Source organism: Fictibacillus sp. WQ 8-8, assembly GCF_024494405.1.
Classification (GTDB): Bacteria; Bacillota; Bacilli; order Bacillales; family Fictibacillaceae; genus Fictibacillus_C; species Fictibacillus_C marinisediminis.
The window spans coordinates 753042-773545 of sequence record NZ_JAMXKG010000003.1; the positions used below are offsets into that span (position 1 = coordinate 753042).

General features: G+C 44.0%; 18 protein-coding genes. All 18 read left to right on the plus strand.

From position 1 onward, the window contains the following. Positions 1–52 precede the first annotated feature (52 nt). The 18 genes from M1K46_RS09265 to spoVS all read left to right on the plus strand — a co-directional run bounded on the left by M1K46_RS09265 (position 53) and on the right by spoVS (position 20219). Positions 53–2407 carry an FtsK/SpoIIIE family DNA translocase gene (locus M1K46_RS09265; RefSeq protein ID WP_256225803.1) on the plus strand — a complete coding sequence of 785 codons (2355 nt, stop codon included), beginning with the start codon at positions 53–55 and terminating at the stop codon, positions 2405–2407. Positions 2408–2621: 214 nt separating this feature from the next. Then, on the plus strand, positions 2622–3347 hold the full coding sequence (locus tag M1K46_RS09270; protein WP_256225804.1) for a GntR family transcriptional regulator: 726 nt from the start codon (positions 2622–2624) through the stop codon (positions 3345–3347). 89 nt (positions 3348–3436) lie between these two features. Beyond that, entirely contained in the window at positions 3437–4507 is a 1071-nt protein-coding gene (locus M1K46_RS09275) for a BMP family lipoprotein (protein WP_062231830.1), read from the plus strand. A gap of 133 nt (positions 4508–4640) precedes the next feature. Continuing rightward, positions 4641–6170 carry an ABC transporter ATP-binding protein gene (locus M1K46_RS09280; RefSeq protein WP_256225805.1) on the plus strand — a complete coding sequence of 510 codons (1530 nt, stop codon included), beginning with the start codon at positions 4641–4643 and terminating at the stop codon, positions 6168–6170. Next, the gene (locus tag M1K46_RS09285) at positions 6167–7222 is read left to right on the plus strand and encodes an ABC transporter permease (RefSeq protein ID WP_053354436.1); all 1056 of its coding nucleotides are present in this window, start codon (positions 6167–6169) and stop codon (positions 7220–7222) included. The genes M1K46_RS09280 and M1K46_RS09285 overlap by 4 nt, the downstream gene beginning before the upstream one ends. Further along, complete coding sequence (locus M1K46_RS09290) at positions 7222–8184, plus strand: ABC transporter permease (RefSeq protein WP_256225806.1); 963 nt, start codon at positions 7222–7224, stop codon at positions 8182–8184. Before M1K46_RS09285 ends, M1K46_RS09290 begins: the two co-directional genes overlap by 1 nt. A gap of 128 nt (positions 8185–8312) precedes the next feature. Beyond that, positions 8313–9596: an EF-P 5-aminopentanol modification-associated protein YfmF gene (yfmF, locus tag M1K46_RS09295; RefSeq protein WP_053354434.1), complete on the plus strand. Its 1284-nt coding sequence runs from the start codon at positions 8313–8315 to the stop codon at positions 9594–9596. Position 9597: 1 nt separating this feature from the next. Beyond that, a complete protein-coding gene (yfmH, locus tag M1K46_RS09300) occupies positions 9598–10887 on the plus strand; it encodes an EF-P 5-aminopentanol modification-associated protein YfmH (protein WP_256225852.1) in 1290 nt (429 codons plus the stop codon). Between the two features lie 59 nt (positions 10888–10946). Further along, a complete protein-coding gene (ymfI, locus tag M1K46_RS09305; protein WP_091005505.1) occupies positions 10947–11672 on the plus strand; it encodes an elongation factor P 5-aminopentanone reductase in 726 nt (241 codons plus the stop codon). A 98-nt stretch (positions 11673–11770) separates the two neighbouring features. Then, positions 11771–12028 carry a DUF3243 domain-containing protein gene (locus M1K46_RS09310; protein ID WP_053354432.1) on the plus strand — a complete coding sequence of 86 codons (258 nt, stop codon included), beginning with the start codon at positions 11771–11773 and terminating at the stop codon, positions 12026–12028. A gap of 157 nt (positions 12029–12185) precedes the next feature. Next, positions 12186–12959, plus strand: coding sequence for a DUF3388 domain-containing protein (locus M1K46_RS09315; RefSeq protein ID WP_053354431.1), 774 nt, complete (start codon positions 12186–12188; stop codon positions 12957–12959). Between the two features lie 25 nt (positions 12960–12984). Beyond that, complete coding sequence (locus M1K46_RS09320; protein WP_256225807.1) at positions 12985–13869, plus strand: helix-turn-helix domain-containing protein; 885 nt, start codon at positions 12985–12987, stop codon at positions 13867–13869. A 48-nt stretch (positions 13870–13917) separates the two neighbouring features. Continuing rightward, positions 13918–14496, plus strand: coding sequence for a CDP-diacylglycerol--glycerol-3-phosphate 3-phosphatidyltransferase (gene pgsA, locus M1K46_RS09325; RefSeq protein WP_053354429.1), 579 nt, complete (start codon positions 13918–13920; stop codon positions 14494–14496). 84 nt (positions 14497–14580) lie between these two features. After that, complete coding sequence (locus M1K46_RS09330) at positions 14581–15822, plus strand: competence/damage-inducible protein A (protein ID WP_256225808.1); 1242 nt, start codon at positions 14581–14583, stop codon at positions 15820–15822. A gap of 124 nt (positions 15823–15946) precedes the next feature. After that, entirely contained in the window at positions 15947–16996 is a 1050-nt protein-coding gene (gene recA, locus M1K46_RS09335) for a recombinase RecA (RefSeq protein WP_062231842.1), read from the plus strand. Positions 16997–17411: 415 nt separating this feature from the next. Further along, positions 17412–18977, plus strand: coding sequence for a ribonuclease Y (gene rny / locus M1K46_RS09340; RefSeq protein ID WP_053354426.1), 1566 nt, complete (start codon positions 17412–17414; stop codon positions 18975–18977). Positions 18978–19034: 57 nt separating this feature from the next. Beyond that, entirely contained in the window at positions 19035–19829 is a 795-nt protein-coding gene (locus M1K46_RS09345; protein ID WP_053354425.1) for a TIGR00282 family metallophosphoesterase, read from the plus strand. 129 nt (positions 19830–19958) lie between these two features. Further along, positions 19959–20219, plus strand: coding sequence for a stage V sporulation protein SpoVS (gene spoVS, locus M1K46_RS09350; RefSeq protein WP_053354424.1), 261 nt, complete (start codon positions 19959–19961; stop codon positions 20217–20219). The last annotated feature ends 285 nt before the right edge of the window (positions 20220–20504 follow it).

A 20504-nucleotide genomic window follows, 5' to 3' on the forward strand; every position in this document is an offset into this window, starting at 1 on the left:
AAAAGCAGCCCTCAAGCGGCTGCTTTACTTGGTTTAGTTAAGAGGTGAAAGAATGGCGAAAAGGAATAAAAAAGCTTCGAAAAAAACGTCAGCTTGGAAAGAACAATTAAGCTATGAACTTGCAGGCCTTCTTTTGCTTGCTTTAACGATGCTTGCTTTGGCCCGAATGGGAAAAGTAGGACTGGCTTTTGTACAGTTTCTCAGATTCTTCAGTGGCGAATGGTACGGAGTGCTTCTCGTCGGAACGCTGGCCGTGTCAGTCTATTTAATCTGGAAACGCAAGACTCCGCCGGTTTGGGGAAAAAGGCTTGCGGGATTTTATTTGTTCTACATATCGATGCTCATTCTTAGCCATCTGAAATTATTTTCTCTACTTTCAAAGCAGGGGAGATGGGCAGATACGTCTGTCATCAGGAATACTTGGGAGATCTATTGGTCACAGCTGTCAGGGAACACGCCAGAGGCAGATCTCGGAGGCGGAATGATCGGATCAGTCGGTTTTGCAATGTTTCACTTTTTGTTCGGAGTACAGGGCTCTGGCGTCATTCTTGTCTTTGTTATGATTATTTCTCTGATTCTCATCACAGGAAAATCACTGTCAGGTGTCATTTCAAAAATCGTAGAGGCAGCCGGCAACTTTTTTTCTCATACATACGAATCTCTGCAGACTAAAACACAAGAATTAAAAAACAACCAGAGGAAAAGCGAAAAACGAACATCTAAAAAAGAAGCGCCTAAAATTGATGAGCAGCAAGGAGAACATAAGCCTGCAGACGAAGATTATGAGCCGATCATTGAGGATTTTACCAGGAACTTGGACCGCGACGAGAGTTCTGCCGTACAGCTGAAATTTGGCTCAAAAGGGTTTCATGAAGAGAAAAATGAGAAGACAGAAAAAAAACAAGAAGATTCTTTACCGGCAGGATTGCAAGCAAGCTTTGAACAGACAGAAGAAGAACATAATGAAAACTATGCACTTCCTTCCATGGACCTCTTAGTCCGGCCAGCTGCTACTGGCCAGCATAAAGAAAGGCAGTACGCAGCAAGTAAAAGCAATGCTAAAAAACTTGAGAAGACATTTGAGAGCTTCGGGGTAAAAGCAAGAGTGCTGAAAGTCCATCTTGGTCCTGCTGTTACGAAGTATGAAGTATATCCTGATGTGGGCGTGAAAGTCAGCAAAATCGTCAACTTGGCGGACGATATAGCCCTAGCCCTTGCTGCTAAAGACATTAGGATTGAGGCACCGATACCTGGAAAGTCAGCTGTTGGTATCGAGGTTCCCAACCAAGAAGTAGCTACTGTTACTTTAAGAGAAGTACTTGAATCCAGCCAGTATCAGAAACAAACCTCCAGACTGGCGATTGGTCTCGGGCGTGATATCTCGGGCGAACCGATTTTCGCAGAGCTTTCGAGAATGCCCCATCTTCTTGTTGCAGGAGCAACAGGAAGCGGGAAAAGCGTATGTATCAACGGTATTATAACAAGCATCTTGATGCGGGCGAAGCCTCATGAAGTCAAGATGATGATGATCGATCCAAAGATGGTAGAACTGAACGTGTACAATGGCGTCCCTCATTTGCTGGCCCCTGTTGTTACAGAGCCGAAAAAAGCTGCACAAGCTTTAAAAAGGGTCGTAAGTGAGATGGAAAGGCGTTATGAACTGTTCTCCCATAGCGGTACACGAAACATAGAAGGGTACAACGACAGTATTAAAAGACAGAACAATGAGAGCGGGGCAAAACAGCCTTCCTTGCCTTATATCGTAGTCATTGTGGACGAGCTGGCAGATTTGATGATGGTTGCTTCAGGAGATGTCGAGGATGCGATCATCCGCCTTGCCCAGATGGCTCGTGCTGCAGGAATCCACCTGATCATTGCTACGCAGAGACCTTCTGTTGATGTTATCACAGGAATCATTAAAGCGAATATTCCTTCACGCATCGCTTTCAGTGTCTCTTCACAGACTGATTCTAGGACCATATTGGATATGGGCGGCGCTGAAAAGCTGCTGGGCCGAGGCGACATGCTCTTCCTGCCTTCAGGTGCATCCAAACCGACCAGGATTCAGGGAGCTTTTCTTTCGGATCAAGAAGTAGAAAAGATTGTCGAGTTTGTAATATCACAGCAAAAAGCGCAATACCAAAAAGAGATGATTCCAACTGAAGAAGCACAAGTTACCATGGAAGTGGAGGATGATCTGTTTCCTGAAGCCGTAAAGCTAGTCGTCGACATGCAGACAGCATCCGTTTCTATGCTGCAGAGACGCTTTCGTATCGGGTACTCTCGTGCCGCCCGGCTGGTGGATGCGATGGAGGCAAAAGGTATCATCGGGCCTTATGAGGGCAGCAAGCCGAGAGAGGTTCTGCTTACCTCACTTCCCGAACAGAATCAAGCATCAAACTCTTAACAGAACCCTTAAAAAGGGTTCTGTTTTTTTATGCTTATTTATCTGAATAATGCGTTTATTCTTGGTTTTAAAAAAATCTCTAAAAATAGTATTTATTTCTACAGATAAAAATGATATATTTATGTCGATTATTTTAAATATTTGTCAAATAAACATTACACTGAAAAACAGTAAATTGTTATTGGTTTTGGTTGTCATAGAGGTGAATAACAACGTGTCCATTAAGACGGATCATCGTCTGCTGTATTTAAAAGTTATTGAGAAACTGAAAGCCGACATTGAGAACGGCACTTACGAAGAAGGCGAGAAACTCCCGTCAGAATTTGAGCTTTCTAAACAGCTGGGCATCAGCAGAGCTACATTAAGAGAAGCGCTCCGCATTCTTGAAGACGAAAATGTTCTGATCAGAAAACATGGAGTGGGAACCTTCGTCAGGACCAGAGCACTCTTTTCCTCTGGTATTGAAGAACTCTTCAGTGTGACGGACATGATTGAGCGAGCAGGCAAGAAGGCTTCCACCGTCTTCGTCTCCTCCGTCGTCATTCCAGCAGCTGATGACTTGAAGAATAAGTTTAATCTTGCAGAAGACCAAGAAATCAATGTTGTTGAAAGGGTAAGAACGGCTGATGGTGAACCTGTTGTTTATTGCATCGACCATATACCCGCAGTTTATATGCCATCTGAATCACAGCATAAGTACCTCTCCATGCTTGAAATGCTTGAAAAAGAAGCCGGCAAGCGTGTAATGTATGCGGTAACAAACATTGAACCCCTAGGCTTCCATGAGCGGATTTCGGAGATCCTGGAATGTCCTGAGGAAGCGGCTCTTCTCGTTTTAAAACAGATGCACTATGATCAGAATGATGAGCCTGTTCTTTATTCCTGTAATTACTTTAGAGCTGATAAATTTAACTTTACAGTCGTAAGAAAGCGCTTATAGCTGTCTATCATTTTTAGGGGGTGATGTGCAACACCGTTGTTCAATGTGTTACAAGTGTTATTCGCATAAAAAAATAGGGGGAAAAAGAATTGAAAAAGAGAACTGGAGTTTTATTAAGTCTAGCTTTAGCAGCCGGCACATTGCTTTCTGCCTGTGGTAAGGATGAAGGCGAAAAGTCAACTGGCGGCGGCAAAAAAGATGCATTTAAAGTGGCGATGGTAACAGACACTGGCGGTGTTGACGATAAGTCCTTTAACCAATCTGCTTGGGAAGGGCTTCAAAAGTTCGGTAAAGATAACGATCTTAAAAAAGGTACAGACTTCAAATATCTTCAATCATCCTCTGCAAGTGATTACGCTCCCAACCTGAATTCATTAGTTAGGGAAAAATTTGATCTTGTTTACGGAATCGGATTCTTGATGGCACAGGATATCCAAAAAGTGGCAAAGCAGCAGCCGAACGGACACCTTGCACTTGTTGATATGGTTGTTCCTGAAAAGAACGTTGCGAGCATCACTTTTAAAGAGAACGAAGGTTCATTCCTTGTCGGCCTAATTGCTGGAATGCAGACAAAAACGAACAAAGTCGGTTTTGTCGGCGGCGTGGACAGTGAATTAATCAAAAAGTTTGAAAACGGATTTAAAGCCGGAGTAAAGACGGCAAATCCAAAAGCCGAAATCTTTGTTCAATACGCTGGTGACTTTAACAAAGCTGAAAAAGGCCAAGCGATCGCTAACACGTTCTACGGAAAAGGCGCAGACATTATCTACCATGCAGCTGGCGGAACAGGTAAAGGTGTATTTACCGAAGCGAAGAACCGAGCTAAGAATGGTGAAAAAGTTTGGGTTATCGGTGTTGACCGCGATCAGCACGAAGAAGGTATGCCTGAGGATGTAACATTGACTTCAATGGTCAAGCGTGTAGACAAAGCTGTTGAACAAGTTTCAAAGGATACGATGGATGGAAAATTCCCTGGCGGAAAAGTAGTTGAATTCGGTCTTAATGAAGACGGTGTAGGAATTGCTCCTCACAAAGACAATGTAACGAAAGAAGCATTGGCAAAAGTTGATGAGTACAAAAAGAAAATCCAGGACGGAAGCCTTATGGTTCCTAAAACGGATAAAGAGTTCAAAAAGTTTGAAGCAGATATGAAAAAATAAATGGTAAAAAGTAAAGGCTGGTATTCGTTTACTGGCCTTTATTTACGCAGTGAAAGGTTAGACTTCTGACTCCCTCTCCAGGATGAAGAAACAAGATTGAAAGGTTTATAGTTTGTCATAAGGGGTGAACACAATGGAGTATGTCATTGAAATGAGGAACATCCGCAAGGAATTCCCTGGCATCGTTGCCAATGACAATGTCACATTGCAAGTAAGGAAAGGCGAGATTCATGCTCTTCTCGGTGAGAATGGTGCGGGAAAATCAACGCTCATGAATATTCTCTTCGGATTGTATCAGCCGGAAGAGGGAGAGATCCACGTTAAAGGCCAGAAGATTTCGATCTCTGATCCGAACGTTGCTAACCGTCTTGGAATCGGAATGGTGCATCAGCATTTTATGCTGGTTGAAAACTTCACCGTAACAGAAAATATTATTCTTGGCAAAGAGATAACAACAGCGGGCAGAGTGGATTTGAAAAAAGCAGCGAAAGAAGTAAAAGCCTTATCTGACCGTTATGGCTTGCGAGTAGATCCAAATGCGAAAATTGAGGATATTTCCGTCGGAATGCAGCAGCGTGTGGAAATTTTGAAAACGCTCTATCGCGGAGCTGAAATTTTAATCTTTGATGAGCCGACAGCTGTATTAACTCCTCAGGAGATTCATGAACTTATGGAGATCATGAAAAAGCTAGTGGCAGAAGGAAAATCAATTATACTGATCACCCATAAGCTGAAGGAGATCATGGAAGCTTGTGACCGCTGTACGGTTATTCGCCGAGGCCGGGGAATCGGCACGGTCGACGTTGTTGAAACCAACCCTGATAAACTGGCGGCGATGATGGTCGGGCGCGAGGTAAATTTCAAGGTTGATAAAGAAGATGCTGTGCCAAAAGGGCCTGTACTGCAGATCAATGACCTGGTCGTTGAAGATTCAAGAAAAGTGCCGGTCGTTGACGGGCTGACCCTTGAGATCAAAGCAGGAGAAATCCTCGGCATCGCCGGAGTGGACGGAAACGGACAGACTGAACTTCTCGAAGCGATCACCGGTTTAAGGAAAGCAACCAGCGGCACCATCCAGCTTAACGGCAAGGACATTACGAACCTTAAGCCGAGAAAGGTAACGGAATCCGGAGTGGGGCATATCCCTCAGGACCGACACAAACACGGCCTGGTCCTTGATTTTTCGATCGGTACGAATATGGTGCTTCAAACGTATTACCAACAGCCGTTTTCCAAACATAAAATTCTTAAATTTCCCGCAATTTTTGATAAGGCCAATAATCTTATTAAAGAATTTGATGTGAGAACGCCGAGTGAACATACGCTGGCACGTGCATTATCAGGAGGCAACCAGCAGAAAGCGATCATTGCAAGGGAAGTGGACAGAAGTCCCGATTTCCTTATTGCAGCACAGCCTACACGCGGTCTTGATGTTGGTGCAATTGAGTTTATTCATTCCAAACTTATTCAGGAACGTGATAAAGGAAAGGCAGTCCTTCTTCTCTCGTTTGAACTGGATGAAGTAATGAATGTAAGCGACCGCATCGCGGTTATATATGAAGGGAAAATTGTTGCAGTCGTAGATCCAAAACAAACGACTGAACAGGAACTTGGACTGCTCATGGCGGGCGGCAAGAAACAAAAAGCAGGTGATTTGCAATGAATGTAATTAAAGGCCGTTTATTCCATATTCTTGTCCCGGCCATATCCGTGCTATTGGGACTTTTGATCGGCGGTATCATCATGCTGGTCTCAGATTATGATCCCATCAAAGCCTACTCTGCTTTAATTGAGGGCATTTTCGGAAATGGATACAATATGGGTGAAACGATCCGTGCGGCTTCACCGCTCATTCTTTCGGGATTAGCCGTGGCTTTTGCGTTTCGCACGGGACTTTTTAACATTGGTGTGGAAGGGCAGCTGCTTGTCGGCTGGCTAGCATCGGTCTATGTCGGGATCAACTTTGATCTCCCTAAGATCATCCACCTGCCGCTAGCGGTTATCGCAGGTGCTCTAGCTGGAGCAATCTGGGGAGTGCTTCCAGGTATTCTGAAAGCGCGTTTTAAAGTTCACGAAGTTATTACTACCATCATGATGAACTACATCGCGCTATATGTAACAAATGCCATTATTCGTGCCTATATGCTGGCACCTGGAGAGAGGACGAAGGATATTAAAGAATCAGCATCCCTGGCTTCTCCTTGGCTTCAGCAGCTGACTGATTTTTCTCGTCTTCATTACGGAATTGTTGTAGCAATTATTGGTGCACTTATTATGTGGTTTGTATTATGGAAAACAACAACCGGCTATGAATTAAGAGCAGTCGGCTTCAACCAGCATGCTTCACAGTATGCGGGAATAAGCGTATCGAAAAATATTATCCTAGCCATGGCTATATCAGGTGCCTTTGCGGGTGCTGCGGGAACGATGGAAGGCCTTGGAACCTATCAATATATGACGATCAATAACGCGTTTACAGGGGTAGGATTCGATGGAATCGCCGTTTCCTTGCTCGGAGCCAATGGATCGGTAGGGATCATTGTCGCCGCCCTTTTGTTTGGAGGACTGAAAATCGGTGCTCTTACTATGCAGTCTACAGCAGGAGTTCCCACTGAACTCATTGGAATCGTCATCGCATTGATCATTTTCTTTGTGGCGTCCAGTTACCTTATCCGCTGGCTGACCAACCGATTTACTAAAGGGGGTAAACTTTAATGGACTTCTTCGATATCCTTGCCCTTATTGTGCCTGCTGCGATCGTTTCAGCAGCTCCCCTTATCCTTACTGCTTTGGGCGGAGTTTTCAGTGAACGTTCTGGTGTTGTTAATATTGGACTTGAAGGACTTATGATGTTCGGCGCCTTTTTAGGGGCGATCTTTACCCACTATGGTGAACAATGGGGGTTAGGCGCTGCTTCTCCATGGATGAGTTTTGCAGTAGCTATCGTTGGGGGTGGACTCTTTGCTGTTCCACATGCAGTGGCAAGCATTTCGCTGAAAGCCGATCAAGTCGTCAGCGGTGTTGCTCTTAACTTCCTTGCAGCGGGACTGTCCATCTTTTTGACGAAGAAACTTTTTGATGCAGGCCAGACTCCTGATATTCAGGAACGGATCGGCAAAGGAGATATCCCGGTGCTGTCCAAGATTCCGGTTATCGGAGACCTGTTCTTCTCCAATGCATACTCAACTTCTTTTGTAGCGATTTTCCTGGCTTTTGTGGTATGGTACATCATCTACAAAACGCCGTTCGGCCTTCGTCTTCGTTCTGTCGGTGAACATCCGATGGCTGCTGATACGATGGGGATCAATGTTAATAAAACCCGTTATATTTCTGTTATCATCGGGGGTGCGTTCGCTGGTCTAGGCGGAGCCATCTATGTGGCTTCCATCGCTGGAAACTTCACACAGTCAACGATCTCAGGACAAGGCTTCATGGCTCTTGCTGCGATGATTTTTGGAAAATGGCATCCGCTTGGAGCGATGGGAGCGGCCTTGTTCTTCGGGCTTGCTCAAAGCTTAAGCATCACAGGGGAACAGATCCCTCTTCTCAAGGATATTCCTGATGTTTATCTGCTGATCGCGCCTTATGTGCTTACGATTCTTGCACTAGCAGGATTTGTTGGCCGTGCAGATGCTCCCAAAGCATCCGGACAGCCTTACGAAAAAGGAAAACGATAATAGACAGGACCTGCTTCAGTTATTGAAGCAGGTTTTTTTGTTTAAAGCAGGAAAAGTCATGATTACTATGGAATGTGGGTACACTAGAAAGTATGATCAACAACCTATTTAAAAAGGGAGGAAGCGAAATGACACTCGTAGACCATCATGTGGCTGACTTGCCCGGTATTACCTTACATACAGTCGAAACCACTAAATATAAGACCACTTCGTTAATTCTTCAGCTGAAAAGTCCGATCGTGGAGGAGGAAGTTACTAAACGTGCCCTGCTTCCCTATGTTTTGCAGAGCGGGACAGAGAGATTTCCTAGCAGTAAAGAGCTCCGTGAAGCGCTGGACAGCCTTTATGGAGCAACCTTGGGGGCGGATCTCTCTAAAAAAGGAGAATATCAGGTTATCACCCTGAGAATTGATGTAGCGAATGAAAAATTTCTATCGGATAATACACCTTTGCTCGACAAGGCGTTTGAACTGCTCTCCGATGTACTGCTCAAGCCGGCAAAACAGGGGAATGCCTTTTTATCCGATATCGTCCAGAAAGAAAAACGGTCGTTAAAGCAGCAGATTGAATCCATATACGATGATAAGATGAGGTATGCCAACAAGCGCCTGATCGAGGAGATGTTCGAAGACGAGCCTTATCGTTTCAATGTATACGGAAGCGAAAAGGAAGTCGATTCCATCACTCCTGAGATTTTATATGATTATTATAAGAAAGTCATCCAGGAAGACGAGGTCCATTTGTATGTCGTGGGAGATGTTTCCAAAGAAATTCTCAAGGATTTTACGGCAAAGCATTTTGTGTTTCCAAATGCTAAAGCAGAGCCGAAACGAGTAGCTTCCTCAGGAAAACGAAGAGTGGATGAAGTGAAAGAGATATTTGAAGAGCAGGAAGTGCAGCAAGGAAAGCTCCATATGGGATACCGTACCTACATTACGTACTGCGATCCCGAATATCTTCCTCTTCAAGTATTCAATGGCGTCTTCGGCGGTTTTTCGCATTCCAAACTGTTCATGAACGTCCGTGAGAAAGAGAGTCTGGCCTATTATGCCGCTTCTCGTTTTGAGAGTCATAAAGGGATTATTTTTGTTATGTCAGGGATTGAAACCAATAATTATGAAAAAACAGTAAAAATCATTAATGAACAGCTAAAAGAAATTCAAAACGGCAACATTTCAGACGGTGAACTGGAGCAGACGAAAGCGATGATCCGAAACCAAATCCTTGAGACGGTGGATGATTCTACAGGTTTGGTGGAGGTACTTTATCACGAAGTAGTCTCCCGGCATAAACGGAGTATTGAGGAATGGCTCGAAGGCATCGAGAATGTTACGAAAGAGCAAGTGATCGGTGTTTCAAAAAAGATTGAACTTGATACGATCTATTTCTTAAGAGGGAGGGGCGATGAATAATATGGAACAAATTCATTTTAAGCAGCTCAAAGAGACCCTAAACTGCAAGACCCTTGAAAACGGACTGAAAGTATTCATTTTAGAAAAAAAGGATTTCAATAAAACCTATGCAACGTTTACGACTAATTATGGATCCGTGGATAATCATTTTGTTCCGCTTGGAAAGAACGAACCAGTCAAGGTGCCGGATGGAATCGCCCATTTCCTGGAGCATAAGCTTTTTGAAAAAGAGCACGGTGACGTTTTTCAGGATTTCAGTAAACAGGGAGCATCGGCCAATGCTTTTACTACCTTTAAACGGACCGCTTATTTGTTTTCAACGACCGGTGATGTTGAAAAGAACCTGACGACGTTGATCGATTTCGTTCAGGCACCCTATTTTACCGAAAAGACGGTGGAGAAAGAAAAGGGAATCATTGGACAGGAGATCAGAATGTACGATGACAACCCGGATTGGCGCGTGTATTTCGGTTTGATCGCCAACATGTATCAAAACCATCCAGTGTCCATCGACATTGCGGGAACGGTTGAATCGATTGCCAAAATTACAAAAGATGATCTGTATGAATGCTATGAGACCTTCTACCATCCGAGCAACATGCTCCTCTTTATTGTAGGGCCGGTTGATGCAGAAAAGATCATGGATCTTGTCGAGAAGAACCAGGCCGGCAAGGACTATAAAGACAAGCCGCCGATCGAGCGCTTTTTTGATGAGGAACCAGCTCAGCCCGCCAAAAGAAAAGAAGTGTTGAACATGCCGGTTCAAACACCGAAGTGCTATATGGGATATAAAGAGAAACGTCCCGAAAGGCAAGGGAAAGAATTGCTTCTCCGGGAACTCTCCGTCAATTTGCTGCTGGAGATGATGTTTGGAAAGAGCACCAAAAATTACGAGAAGCTTTATAATGATGGGCTGATCGACCCTTCTTTTTCTTTTGACTATACAGAAGAGCAAGGCTACGGTTTCTCCATGATCGGAGGCGATACATCTGATCCTGATGCTTTCGCTGATACCATTTCGCGTATGGTAGAGGATTTCAAGAAAACGGATATCAACCAAGAGGACCTGGAGAGAGCAAGAAAAAAGAAAATCGGTTCTTTTTTAAGAGCGCTGAACTCGCCCGAGTTTATCGCGAATCAATTCACCAGGTATGAATTTAACGGAATGAATCTTTTTGACGTGATCCCGACGTTTGAAGATTTAACGGCTGCACGCCTTGAAAAAGCGCTGAGTGACCATTTTCAGGATAGTCAACTGACCATTTGCCAGGTTAAGAAAAAACAGTCATAATGAAGAAAAAAAACATCCCTGCTCATAAGCAGGGATGTTTTTAAGCGGGTGAAAATAATATGTCAGGCTGGGTTTTAGTGACAGGGGCAAGCGGCGGGATCGGTTCGAGCATCTGCCGGGCGCTTGCGAAAAATGGCTTCAACCTTATTCTCCATTACCATCTGAGCAGCCGGCAAGCAAGAGATCTCCAGCAAGAGGTAACTGCATACGGTGTTGAAACCTTATTGGTGCAGGCAGACTTATCAGATCCTGCCGGAACTGATAAATTGCTGTCATCACTCTTTATGCCGGTTGATGCCGTTATACATAATAGTGCTGGTGCTTATTACGGACTGCTGACAGATATGGACAGCGAGACGGTGCAGAAAATGGTACAGCTGAATTTGACAAGTCCGATCTTGATCACGAAACATCTTCTGCCAGCTATGATGAAGAGAGGAAAAGGAAACATCATAGTCATCTCATCTGTGTGGGGATCAGTAGGGGCTTCGTGTGAGGTCGTTTATTCTGCCGTAAAAGGCGGCCTGAATACATTCGTCAAAGCATTAGCCAAAGAGGCAGCCCCCAACCGCATCAGGGTGAACGGCATCGCTCCCGGCGCGGTCGAGACACGGATGATGGAGGATTTTACTGAGGAAGAATTGAACTCGCTGAAAGACCAGATTCCAGAAGGCCGGCTAGGCCGGACGGAAGAAATGGCGGAAATCGTTATGTTCCTTTTGTCAGACCGCTCATCTTATATCAATGGGCATATTATTTCTGCAACAGGCGGCTGGCATAATTAATCGCAGGAAAGCGCAGAGGAAAATGTCAAATCCCATGCATAATTCATGTTCCTTCTAGAAATATTATAGTATGTACCATATTTTAAGGAGGAAATTAAATGTCAGTATTAGATAATTTTGGACAGTGGAAGAATTTTCTCTCTGACCGTCTTGAACATGCAGAAGGCCAGGGAATGGACCAATCAACCGTTTCCAATTTAGCAACTGAAATCGGAGGATATCTTGCTTCTCATGTAGATCCTAAGAATTCCGAAGAAAAAGTGCTTGCTGACCTTTGGAAGGTTGCCAGCGACGATGAAAAACACGCGATTGCCAATATGATGGTTAAATTAGTCCAGAATGACAACGCACAGTAAATATTAGGATGTTAAGGATTTTTCTTAACAGGGATGTTAAGGATTTTTCTTAACATCCCTTTATTTTTTCTTTCATAATAAATTGAAATCAGATATTATTAATTAATGAAGCGGGAAATTAATGATAAGCAACAGAAAAAGGAAGGAGAGATGAAGAATGGGCGATCAGGATTGGTATTTGGAATACGAGATAAATAAAAACCGCCCCGGACTTCTTGGTGATATTTCATCTCTTCTCGGGATGCTTGGAATAAATATCGTGACGATCAATGGAGTAGACAATGAGAGAAGAGGATTGCTGTTAATTGTCGACAAACAAGAGAAGGTAGACCGCCTTCGCTCCATTTTACAATCGATGGATAATATTACAGTCACGAAATTCCGTAAACCCAAATTACGAGATATTCTCGCCGTCCGGCATGGACGTTACATACAACGGGACGCAGACGATAAAAAAACATTCAGATTTGTAAGAGACGAACTTGGGCTTCTCGTTGACTTTTTAGCCGAACTGTATAAAGTCGAGGGCCATAAACTGATCGGCATCCGGGGTATGCCAAGGGTCGGAAAGACTGAATCGATCGTAGCATCGAGTGTTTGCGCGAGCAAAAAATGGGTATTTATATCTTCTACGCTGCTCAAGCAAACCATTCGGACACAGCTTGCGGATGATGAATACAGCACAGATAATGTTTATATTATTGACGGCATCGTGTCATCGAGGCGTTCAAATGAAAGGCACTGGCAGCTGGTCAGGGAAATCATGCGTCTTCCATCTGCGAAGGTCATCGAGCATCCAGATGTTTTCGTTCAGCAGACCGAATACAGCATTGACGATTTTGATTATATTATCGAGCTTAGAAACGATCCGAATGAAGAAATTACATATGAAGTAATAGAGACAGATGTAGGATTTTCCGCATTTGAATAACTTCAATTAGTGGAAGGTGGTAAATTTGACTGAATTAGGAAATTATTTAAGAGAAAAAAGGGAAGAAAAAGGTCTTTCTCTTGAACAGCTTCAAACCGAAACAAAAATACAAAAACGTTATCTGCAGGCGATTGAAGATGGACGATACGAGATTCTACCAGGTTCTTTCTATGCCAGAGCGTTTATAAAAAATTACAGCGAAACAGTAGGACTCAATTTTGAAGAAGTCTTTACCCAATTTGAAAACGAAATTCCAAAAGCCGAAAAAGAACCGACAGAATTTGTTCCCCGATCAGAACGGAATAAGCAGACCCTGGATGCAAAGGACTCTGTATTATCAAGCTGGCTGCCTAAAGTACTGATTTTTGCTTTCGTTCTGGCACTTCTGATCGGCGTTTGGGCCTACCTTGCCAACAGAGGGAATGACGGCGCTGATTCAAAGGACTCAAATAAACCTGCCAGTGTTCAGCTTGATAAGAGCAAGAAGGCTGAGAATACAAACAAGGCCAAAGATAAAAAACCGGAGAAGCCCGCGAATAGTGATTCACCAAAGAAACCGGCAGAACCGAAGAAAAAAGAATTTACTCTGACCAAGCAGGCTACACAGGGAATTACCACTACATATGAGCTAAGCCAGGCGGATGACTTTAAAATCGCCTTTAAGATGGACGGGCCGGTATATCTCGAAGTGAAAACAGGCAGCAAGACATTGGCTGGCAAGATGTTTAAAAAAGGTGATACAGCCAGCTATGACTTATCAGGTGAGAAAGATGTTGAACTTAATATTGGTGCCGCCAATTTTGCAAAAATGACGATCAATGAAAAACCGTTCTCATATCCGATTCCGCCTGTTAAGAGGGGAATTCACCAAAGGATCGTCATTAAAAACACGGCTTCCGGCAAACAATAACTTACGTAGAGCGCCGTGTAATGATTGTCAAAATTGGAGGAAATAAAAATGAACTTGCCTAATAAAATTACAATTTCAAGGATCTTACTTATTCCTGTATTCATGATCGTTCTTCTTGCCCCCTTTGATTGGGGAAAGGTAACATGGCTGGATGTTGATATTCCAGTCACCCATTTGGCTGCCGCCCTGATTTTCATCATTGCATCCTGTACAGACTGGGTAGACGGATATTATGCGAGAAAGCTCAACCTTGTTACAAACTTTGGGAAGTTTTTAGACCCTCTTGCGGATAAACTGCTGGTTACCGCTGCGTTTGTTGCCCTTGTTGAAGTAGGCTATGCACCGGCATGGATGGTCATCATTATCCTGAGCAGGGAGTTCGCGGTGACTGGCATACGCCTTGTAGCAGCAGCTGAAGGTGCAGTAATTGCAGCAAGCCAGATGGGCAAGCTGAAAACATGGATCCAGATCATTGCCATTTCTGCATTGCTGCTGCACAACATACCATTTGAATGGATAGGTATCCCATTCGCTCAGATCAGCCTGTGGGCAGCTACACTCATCACTCTATATTCAGGCTGGGAATATTTTATTCAAAACAAAGAAGTTATGCTAAAATCAAAATAACAGCAGGAACAGGAGAGAAGATCTCCTGTTTTTTTTATCAGAAAAATCTTCGTTTAAAAACGTACAATACGGGGGAATACGCAAATGAATGCAGAAATCATTGCCGTTGGAAGCGAGCTCTTGTTGGGACAGATTGCAAACACAAATGCTAAATTTATCTCTGCTGAATTGGCAGACTTAGGGATCAATGTTTTCTATCATTCCGTCGTGGGCGATAATCCGAAACGGCTGGAATCTGTCATAAAAACAGCACAGAGCCGTTCAAATCTTCTCATCTTTACCGGAGGTCTCGGACCGACGAAAGATGATCTCACTAAAGAAACCATCGCCACTGTTCTGGTAAAGAACCTGGTCTATGACCAAGAAGCGATGGATCATATTGAAATGTACTACAAAAGAACAGGCAGGGTCATGTCTGAGAACAATAGAAAGCAGGCACTTGTTCTTGAAGGTTCTGAGATTTTGCCGAACAAACACGGCATGGCTCCGGGAATGGCGCTGCATGAAGACGGACTGTCCTATATTCTTCTCCCGGGTCCTCCCAAAGAAATGCAGCCGATGTTCAGAAGCTTTGCGGTTCCTTATCTTTCAGGAAGACTGCCTGGAAAAGAGCCGATCGTCTCACGGGTTCTTCGTTTCTTCGGGATTGGAGAATCACTGCTTGAAGCGACACTTCAGGACATTATCGATCAGCAGAGTAATCCGACTGTGGCGCCTCTCGCTGGAAACCATGAAGTTACCCTTAGGCTCTCGGCAAAATTTCTGGACAACAAGATTGCCCAAGAGCAGCTGGACGTGCTGGAAGGAAAAATCCGTGAGCGGGTAGGAGAGTTCCTATACGGATACGGAGATGATTCCTTGCAAAAAGCAGCAGCAGAACAGCTGAAAGATAAAAAGCTGACCGTTTCTTCTGCCGAGAGTCTGACAGGCGGATGGTTTGGAAAGCAGATAACCGACATGCCGGGCAGTTCGGAAATATTCAAAGGTTCAGTTGTTTGTTATACGAATGAGATAAAAGAGCAGCTGCTCGGTGTTTCTCATGAGCTGCTTGTGTCCGAGGGAGCGGTCAGCGAGAACTGCGCGAAACAGATGGCGGAAAAGGTAAGAAACCTGACCGGCTCGGATATCGGCATCAGTTTTACCGGGGTTGCAGGACCGGGACCAAGTGAAAACAAAGAAGCCGGCACGGTCTTTATCGGACTGGCGGATGAAACAGGCACCGAGGTGTACCCGCTGGCATTATCCGGTTCGAGGACCGCTGTCAGAGAGAGGTCTGTGATGTACGGATTGTTTTACTTATTATCAAAGGTCAAAAAAGGACAATAAAAAAATCGAATAAATGTTCGCAAAAAGATTGGCAAACGGTGAAAAAAGAAGTAAAATAAAGCTATAGGAAATGACATCACAATGTACTTACATGTGCAATGATATAAATTTGAGGAGTGATTACATGAGCGACCGCAAAGCGGCATTGGAAATGGCCTTGCGCCAGATTGAAAAACAATTCGGAAAAGGATCCATCATGAAACTTGGCGAGCAGGCTGAACAGAGAGTTTCCACCATCTCCAGCGGATCTCTTGCGCTTGATATCGCACTTGGCGTAGGCGGATATCCAAGAGGGCGGATCATCGAAGTATACGGACCTGAATCATCCGGTAAGACAACAGTTGCTCTGCATGCGATTGCAGAAGTGCAGAGAAACGGCGGACAAGCTGCGTTCATTGATGCAGAACATGCGCTTGATCCTGTCTATGCCCAAAAGCTCGGCGTAAACATTGATGAGCTTCTTTTATCTCAGCCGGATACTGGCGAACAGGCTCTTGAGATCGCGGAAGCCCTTGTCCGAAGCGGAGCAGTGGATATTCTGATCATTGACTCGGTTGCGGCTTTGGTTCCTAAAGCAGAGATCGAAGGAGAAATGGGAGATTCCCACGTAGGTCTTCAGGCAAGACTGATGTCTCAGGCATTAAGAAAACTTTCCGGAGCGATCAGCAAATCAAAAACCATCGCGGTATTCATTAACCAGATCCGTGAAAAAGTCGGCGTGATGTTCGGGAACCCGGAAACTACACCTGGGGGCCGTGCATTAAAGTTCTATTCTTCCGTCCGTTTGGAAGTACGCCGTGCTGAAACATTGAAACAGGGCACGGATATGGTAGGGAACAAAACAAGAATTAAAGTGGTTAAGAATAAAGTGGCTCCTCCATTCAAGACGGCGGAAGTAGACATCATGTACGGTGAAGGGATTTCAAGAGAAGGTGAAATCCTTGATATCGGTTCCGATATTGACGTCGTTCAAAAAAGCGGTGCCTGGTATTCCTTTGAAGGAGACCGCCTTGGCCAGGGAAGAGAGAATTCCAAACAATTCCTGAAAGAGAACAAGGAAGTAGCAGAAGAGATCATTACACAGATCAGAAGCTACTATCGCCTCGGTGAAGAAGCCAACACTCCAGAACCTGCAACAAAGGAAGAAACAGAGGAGTTTGAATTATCCGAATAACATTTTAGACCGTACATACCTGCTATGTACGGTTTTTTTAGAAGGATAGGAAAGTATTAGTTTTAAAGGGATTTGTGGGATAAATAGATTGCGTAATATCTGCAAAAAGCTGCGGTTCACGCTTGGCGGCCGCGGCCGGACAGGGGCACTGCCCTGTCTGCTCATGGTCCGATAATTTCCTTTGATTGGATATAAATAAAACTTGCCAATTTTGAAAGGAAGATTTATCATAGATAATTTGACATCTCTTGACATAACGTGCTGTCCTTTATAAAATGGAGATATACTTTGATTTCATTTGAAATTAAAAGATATAACCTGAAATGAGAATGGCATGACTTGTGCACAACACTTTGTTACACGAATGATGCTTATGACCCAGTAAAAAAAGTAGATAGCAAGAGGAGGTGGAAACATGGAAAACATTATTGTCTTCATCTCCAGTTTGCTTGTCTCAGCAGGTGTCGGTGCAGTTGTCGGATATCTTGTTAGGAAAAAAATTGCCGAAGCAAAAATTTCAAGCGCGGAAAATGCTGCTGCTCAGATCGTTGAAGAAGCAAAGCGAGATGGGGAAGCGAGCAAGAAGGAAGCCCTGCTTGAAGCAAAGGATGAAATCCATAAGCTAAGAACAGAAGCAGAGCGCGACATTCGTGAACGCAGAAATGAGCTTCAGAGACAAGAACAACGATTGGTACAAAAAGAAGAGATTCTTGACCGGAAAAGTGAGACTCTTGATAAAAAAGAGGAATCATTGGAGAAACGTGAGGAGTCTCTCACCAAAAAACAACGACAAATTGAAGAGATTGAAAGCAAAGTGGAGGAGCTGCTCAGAGAGCAGCAAAGAGAACTGGAACGTATATCCGGCTTTACGCGTGAAGAAGCCAAGCTGATCATCATGGGCGAGGTAGAAAACGAAGTTTCTCATGAAATGGCTATGATGGTGAAGGATATGGAAAATCGCGCTAAAGAAGAAGCGGATAAAAAAGCAAAAGAGATTCTTTCTCTTGCTATCCAGCGATGCGCGGCTGACCACGTTGCTGAAACGACAGTTTCTGTCGTGAACTTGCCAAATGATGAGATGAAGGGCCGAATTATCGGGCGTGAAGGACGAAATATCCGTACGTTGGAAACGCTAACAGGCATTGATTTGATTATTGATGATACGCCTGAAGCCGTCATTCTTTCTGGTTTTGACCCAATCCGCAGGGAGATTGCCCGTATGGCGCTTGACAAGCTCGTTCAAGATGGCAGAATTCATCCTGCCAGAATCGAAGAGATGGTTGAAAAATCTCGCCGTGAAGTGGATGAGTATATCAGAGAAGTAGGTGAGCAGACTACTTTTGAAGTAGGAGTTCATGGACTTCATCCTGATTTGATTAAGATCTTAGGGCGTTTGAAGTACCGTACAAGCTACGGCCAAAATGTATTGAAACATTCAATGGAAGTAGCGTACCTCGCCGGTTTGATGGCAGCAGAAATTGGAGAAGATGTTCATTTGGCCCGCCGTGCTGGTTTGCTTCATGACATTGGGAAAGCGATTGATCATGAAGTAGAAGGCAGCCACGTCGATATCGGTGTGGAATTGGCAACCAAGTATAAGGAACATCCAGTAGTTATCAATTCAATTGCTTCCCATCACGGAGATACTGAACCTACTTCAATTATCGCTACTCTTGTTGCCGCCGCTGATGCATTGTCAGCAGCAAGACCTGGAGCTAGACGTGAAACGTTGGAAACCTATATCAGACGTCTGGAAAAACTCGAAGAGATTTCCGAGTCGTTTGACGGCGTGGAAAAATCATTTGCGATCCAGGCCGGAAGAGAAATCAGAATCATGGTTAAACCAGATTTAGTCGATGATTTGGCTTCTTACCGTTTAGCACGGGATATTACGAAAAAAATTGAAAATGAACTGGATTATCCAGGACATATTAAAGTAACAGTCATTCGGGAAACAAGAGCTGTTGAGTACGCAAAATAAAGTGGTGTATACCACTTTATTTTGTTTTTATACAGAATGCAGTAAAAGGAGTTCTTCATGAAGATTTTATTTGTAGGGGACGTCGTTGGATCTCCAGGTAGAAAGATGATCGACACGTATTTGCCTAAATTAAAACGAAAATATCAGCCGCTTATTACGATTGTGAACGGTGAAAACGCTGCCCATGGCAGGGGGATTACCGGAAAGATCGTAAAGGGGATTTTTGAAGCGGGGGCACAGGCCATCACGCTCGGAAATCACGCGTGGGACAATAGAGAGATTTTTGAGATCATCGACACTACTCCCCAATTGGTTAGGCCAGCCAATTTTCCTGTTGGGACACCAGGCAACGGATCAGCTCTCATTAAGATGAACCAGCTTGAAATCGGCATCATTAATTTACAAGGAAGGACATTTCTCCCTCCTCTCGACTGCCCTTTTGAAAAGGCTGAACAACTGGTTGAAGAGTTGCGGAAGCGGACGCCGATTATCTTTGTCGATTTTCATGCAGAAGCAACAAGTGAAAAGCAAGCGATGGGCTGGTTCCTCGACGGCAAAGTAACAGCGGTCGTTGGCACGCATACCCATGTCCAGACTGCGGATCAGCGAATTCTTCCACAAGGAACCGCTTACTTGACAGATGTAGGGATGACCGGCCCGTATGACGGGATATTAGGGATGGATCGGGAAGCTGTTTTGAAAAAGTTTCTTACCAGTTTACCGGTAAGGTTTGAAGTTTCTTCCGGAAGGGAACAGTTAAGTGGCGTCTTAATAGAGTGTGATCCTGCAACTGGAAAAGCGAAAACGATCAAGACCATTTTGATTAACGACGACCACCCGTTTTTTGAATAAGAGTACTTTTGGTATAACAATTTACGCTTGCCAGCATATTGTTGTAAACTTTTCCATACTGCAGGAATACGGGCTCTTACCAATGAATATAGTAGAATTGGTATCATATCTCTAAGGAGGTACAAATTAATGGAAATATTAAAAGTTTCAGCAAAATCCAACCCTAATTCTGTAGCTGGTGCACTCGCCGGAGTTCTTCGTGAAAGAGGAGGAGCTGAAATTCAAGCAATTGGGGCCGGTGCATTAAACCAAGCCGTTAAGGCAGTAGCAATCGCACGAGGATTTGTAGCGCCTAGCGGAGTTGACCTCATTTGTATTCCTGCGTTTACCGATATTTTGATTGATGGAGAAGAAAGAACTGGGATTAAGCTGATTGTCGAGCCACGTTAACTAAAAACAGTAAGCTGCCTGTTTGCCTTTTTGCGCAAACAGGTTTTTTTGAGTGCATAAATGTGGGTGAGAGCATACTAAAATTCACTGACGCCACCTATTAATTTTTCAATGAATACTTGCTTTTTTGTGAAGTTAGGTCTAGAATTGTAAACGTTTAGTACATATTTTTTAACAACCATCTTTATACCCATCTTAGTGATCAGCGCGCTTATTTTCTTTCGGAAAATAGCGTATTTTTATACATGGAGACTTATGTTTTCTCCAGAAAACGCAATTGGTGAG

What these genes read in the sequence shown, in the direction of transcription:
- M1K46_RS09265 (WP_256225803.1), top strand. Translation starts at nt 53, where the DNA reads ATGGCGAAAAGGAATAAAAAAGCTTCGAAAAAAACGTCAGCTTGGAAA.
- M1K46_RS09280 (WP_256225805.1), top strand. Translation starts at nt 4,641, where the DNA reads ATGGAGTATGTCATTGAAATGAGGAACATCCGCAAGGAATTCCCTGGC.
- M1K46_RS09285 (WP_053354436.1), top strand. Translation starts at nt 6,167, where the DNA reads ATGAATGTAATTAAAGGCCGTTTATTCCATATTCTTGTCCCGGCCATA.
- M1K46_RS09290 (WP_256225806.1), top strand. Translation starts at nt 7,222, where the DNA reads ATGGACTTCTTCGATATCCTTGCCCTTATTGTGCCTGCTGCGATCGTT.
- yfmF (WP_053354434.1), top strand. Translation starts at nt 8,313, where the DNA reads ATGACACTCGTAGACCATCATGTGGCTGACTTGCCCGGTATTACCTTA.
- yfmH (WP_256225852.1), top strand. Translation starts at nt 9,598, where the DNA reads ATGGAACAAATTCATTTTAAGCAGCTCAAAGAGACCCTAAACTGCAAG.
- ymfI (WP_091005505.1), top strand. Translation starts at nt 10,947, where the DNA reads ATGTCAGGCTGGGTTTTAGTGACAGGGGCAAGCGGCGGGATCGGTTCG.
- M1K46_RS09310 (WP_053354432.1), top strand. Translation starts at nt 11,771, where the DNA reads ATGTCAGTATTAGATAATTTTGGACAGTGGAAGAATTTTCTCTCTGAC.
- M1K46_RS09315 (WP_053354431.1), top strand. Translation starts at nt 12,186, where the DNA reads ATGGGCGATCAGGATTGGTATTTGGAATACGAGATAAATAAAAACCGC.
- pgsA (WP_053354429.1), top strand. Translation starts at nt 13,918, where the DNA reads ATGAACTTGCCTAATAAAATTACAATTTCAAGGATCTTACTTATTCCT.
- M1K46_RS09330 (WP_256225808.1), top strand. Translation starts at nt 14,581, where the DNA reads ATGAATGCAGAAATCATTGCCGTTGGAAGCGAGCTCTTGTTGGGACAG.
- recA (WP_062231842.1), top strand. Translation starts at nt 15,947, where the DNA reads ATGAGCGACCGCAAAGCGGCATTGGAAATGGCCTTGCGCCAGATTGAA.
- rny (WP_053354426.1), top strand. Translation starts at nt 17,412, where the DNA reads ATGGAAAACATTATTGTCTTCATCTCCAGTTTGCTTGTCTCAGCAGGT.
- M1K46_RS09345 (WP_053354425.1), top strand. Translation starts at nt 19,035, where the DNA reads ATGAAGATTTTATTTGTAGGGGACGTCGTTGGATCTCCAGGTAGAAAG.
- spoVS (WP_053354424.1), top strand. Translation starts at nt 19,959, where the DNA reads ATGGAAATATTAAAAGTTTCAGCAAAATCCAACCCTAATTCTGTAGCT.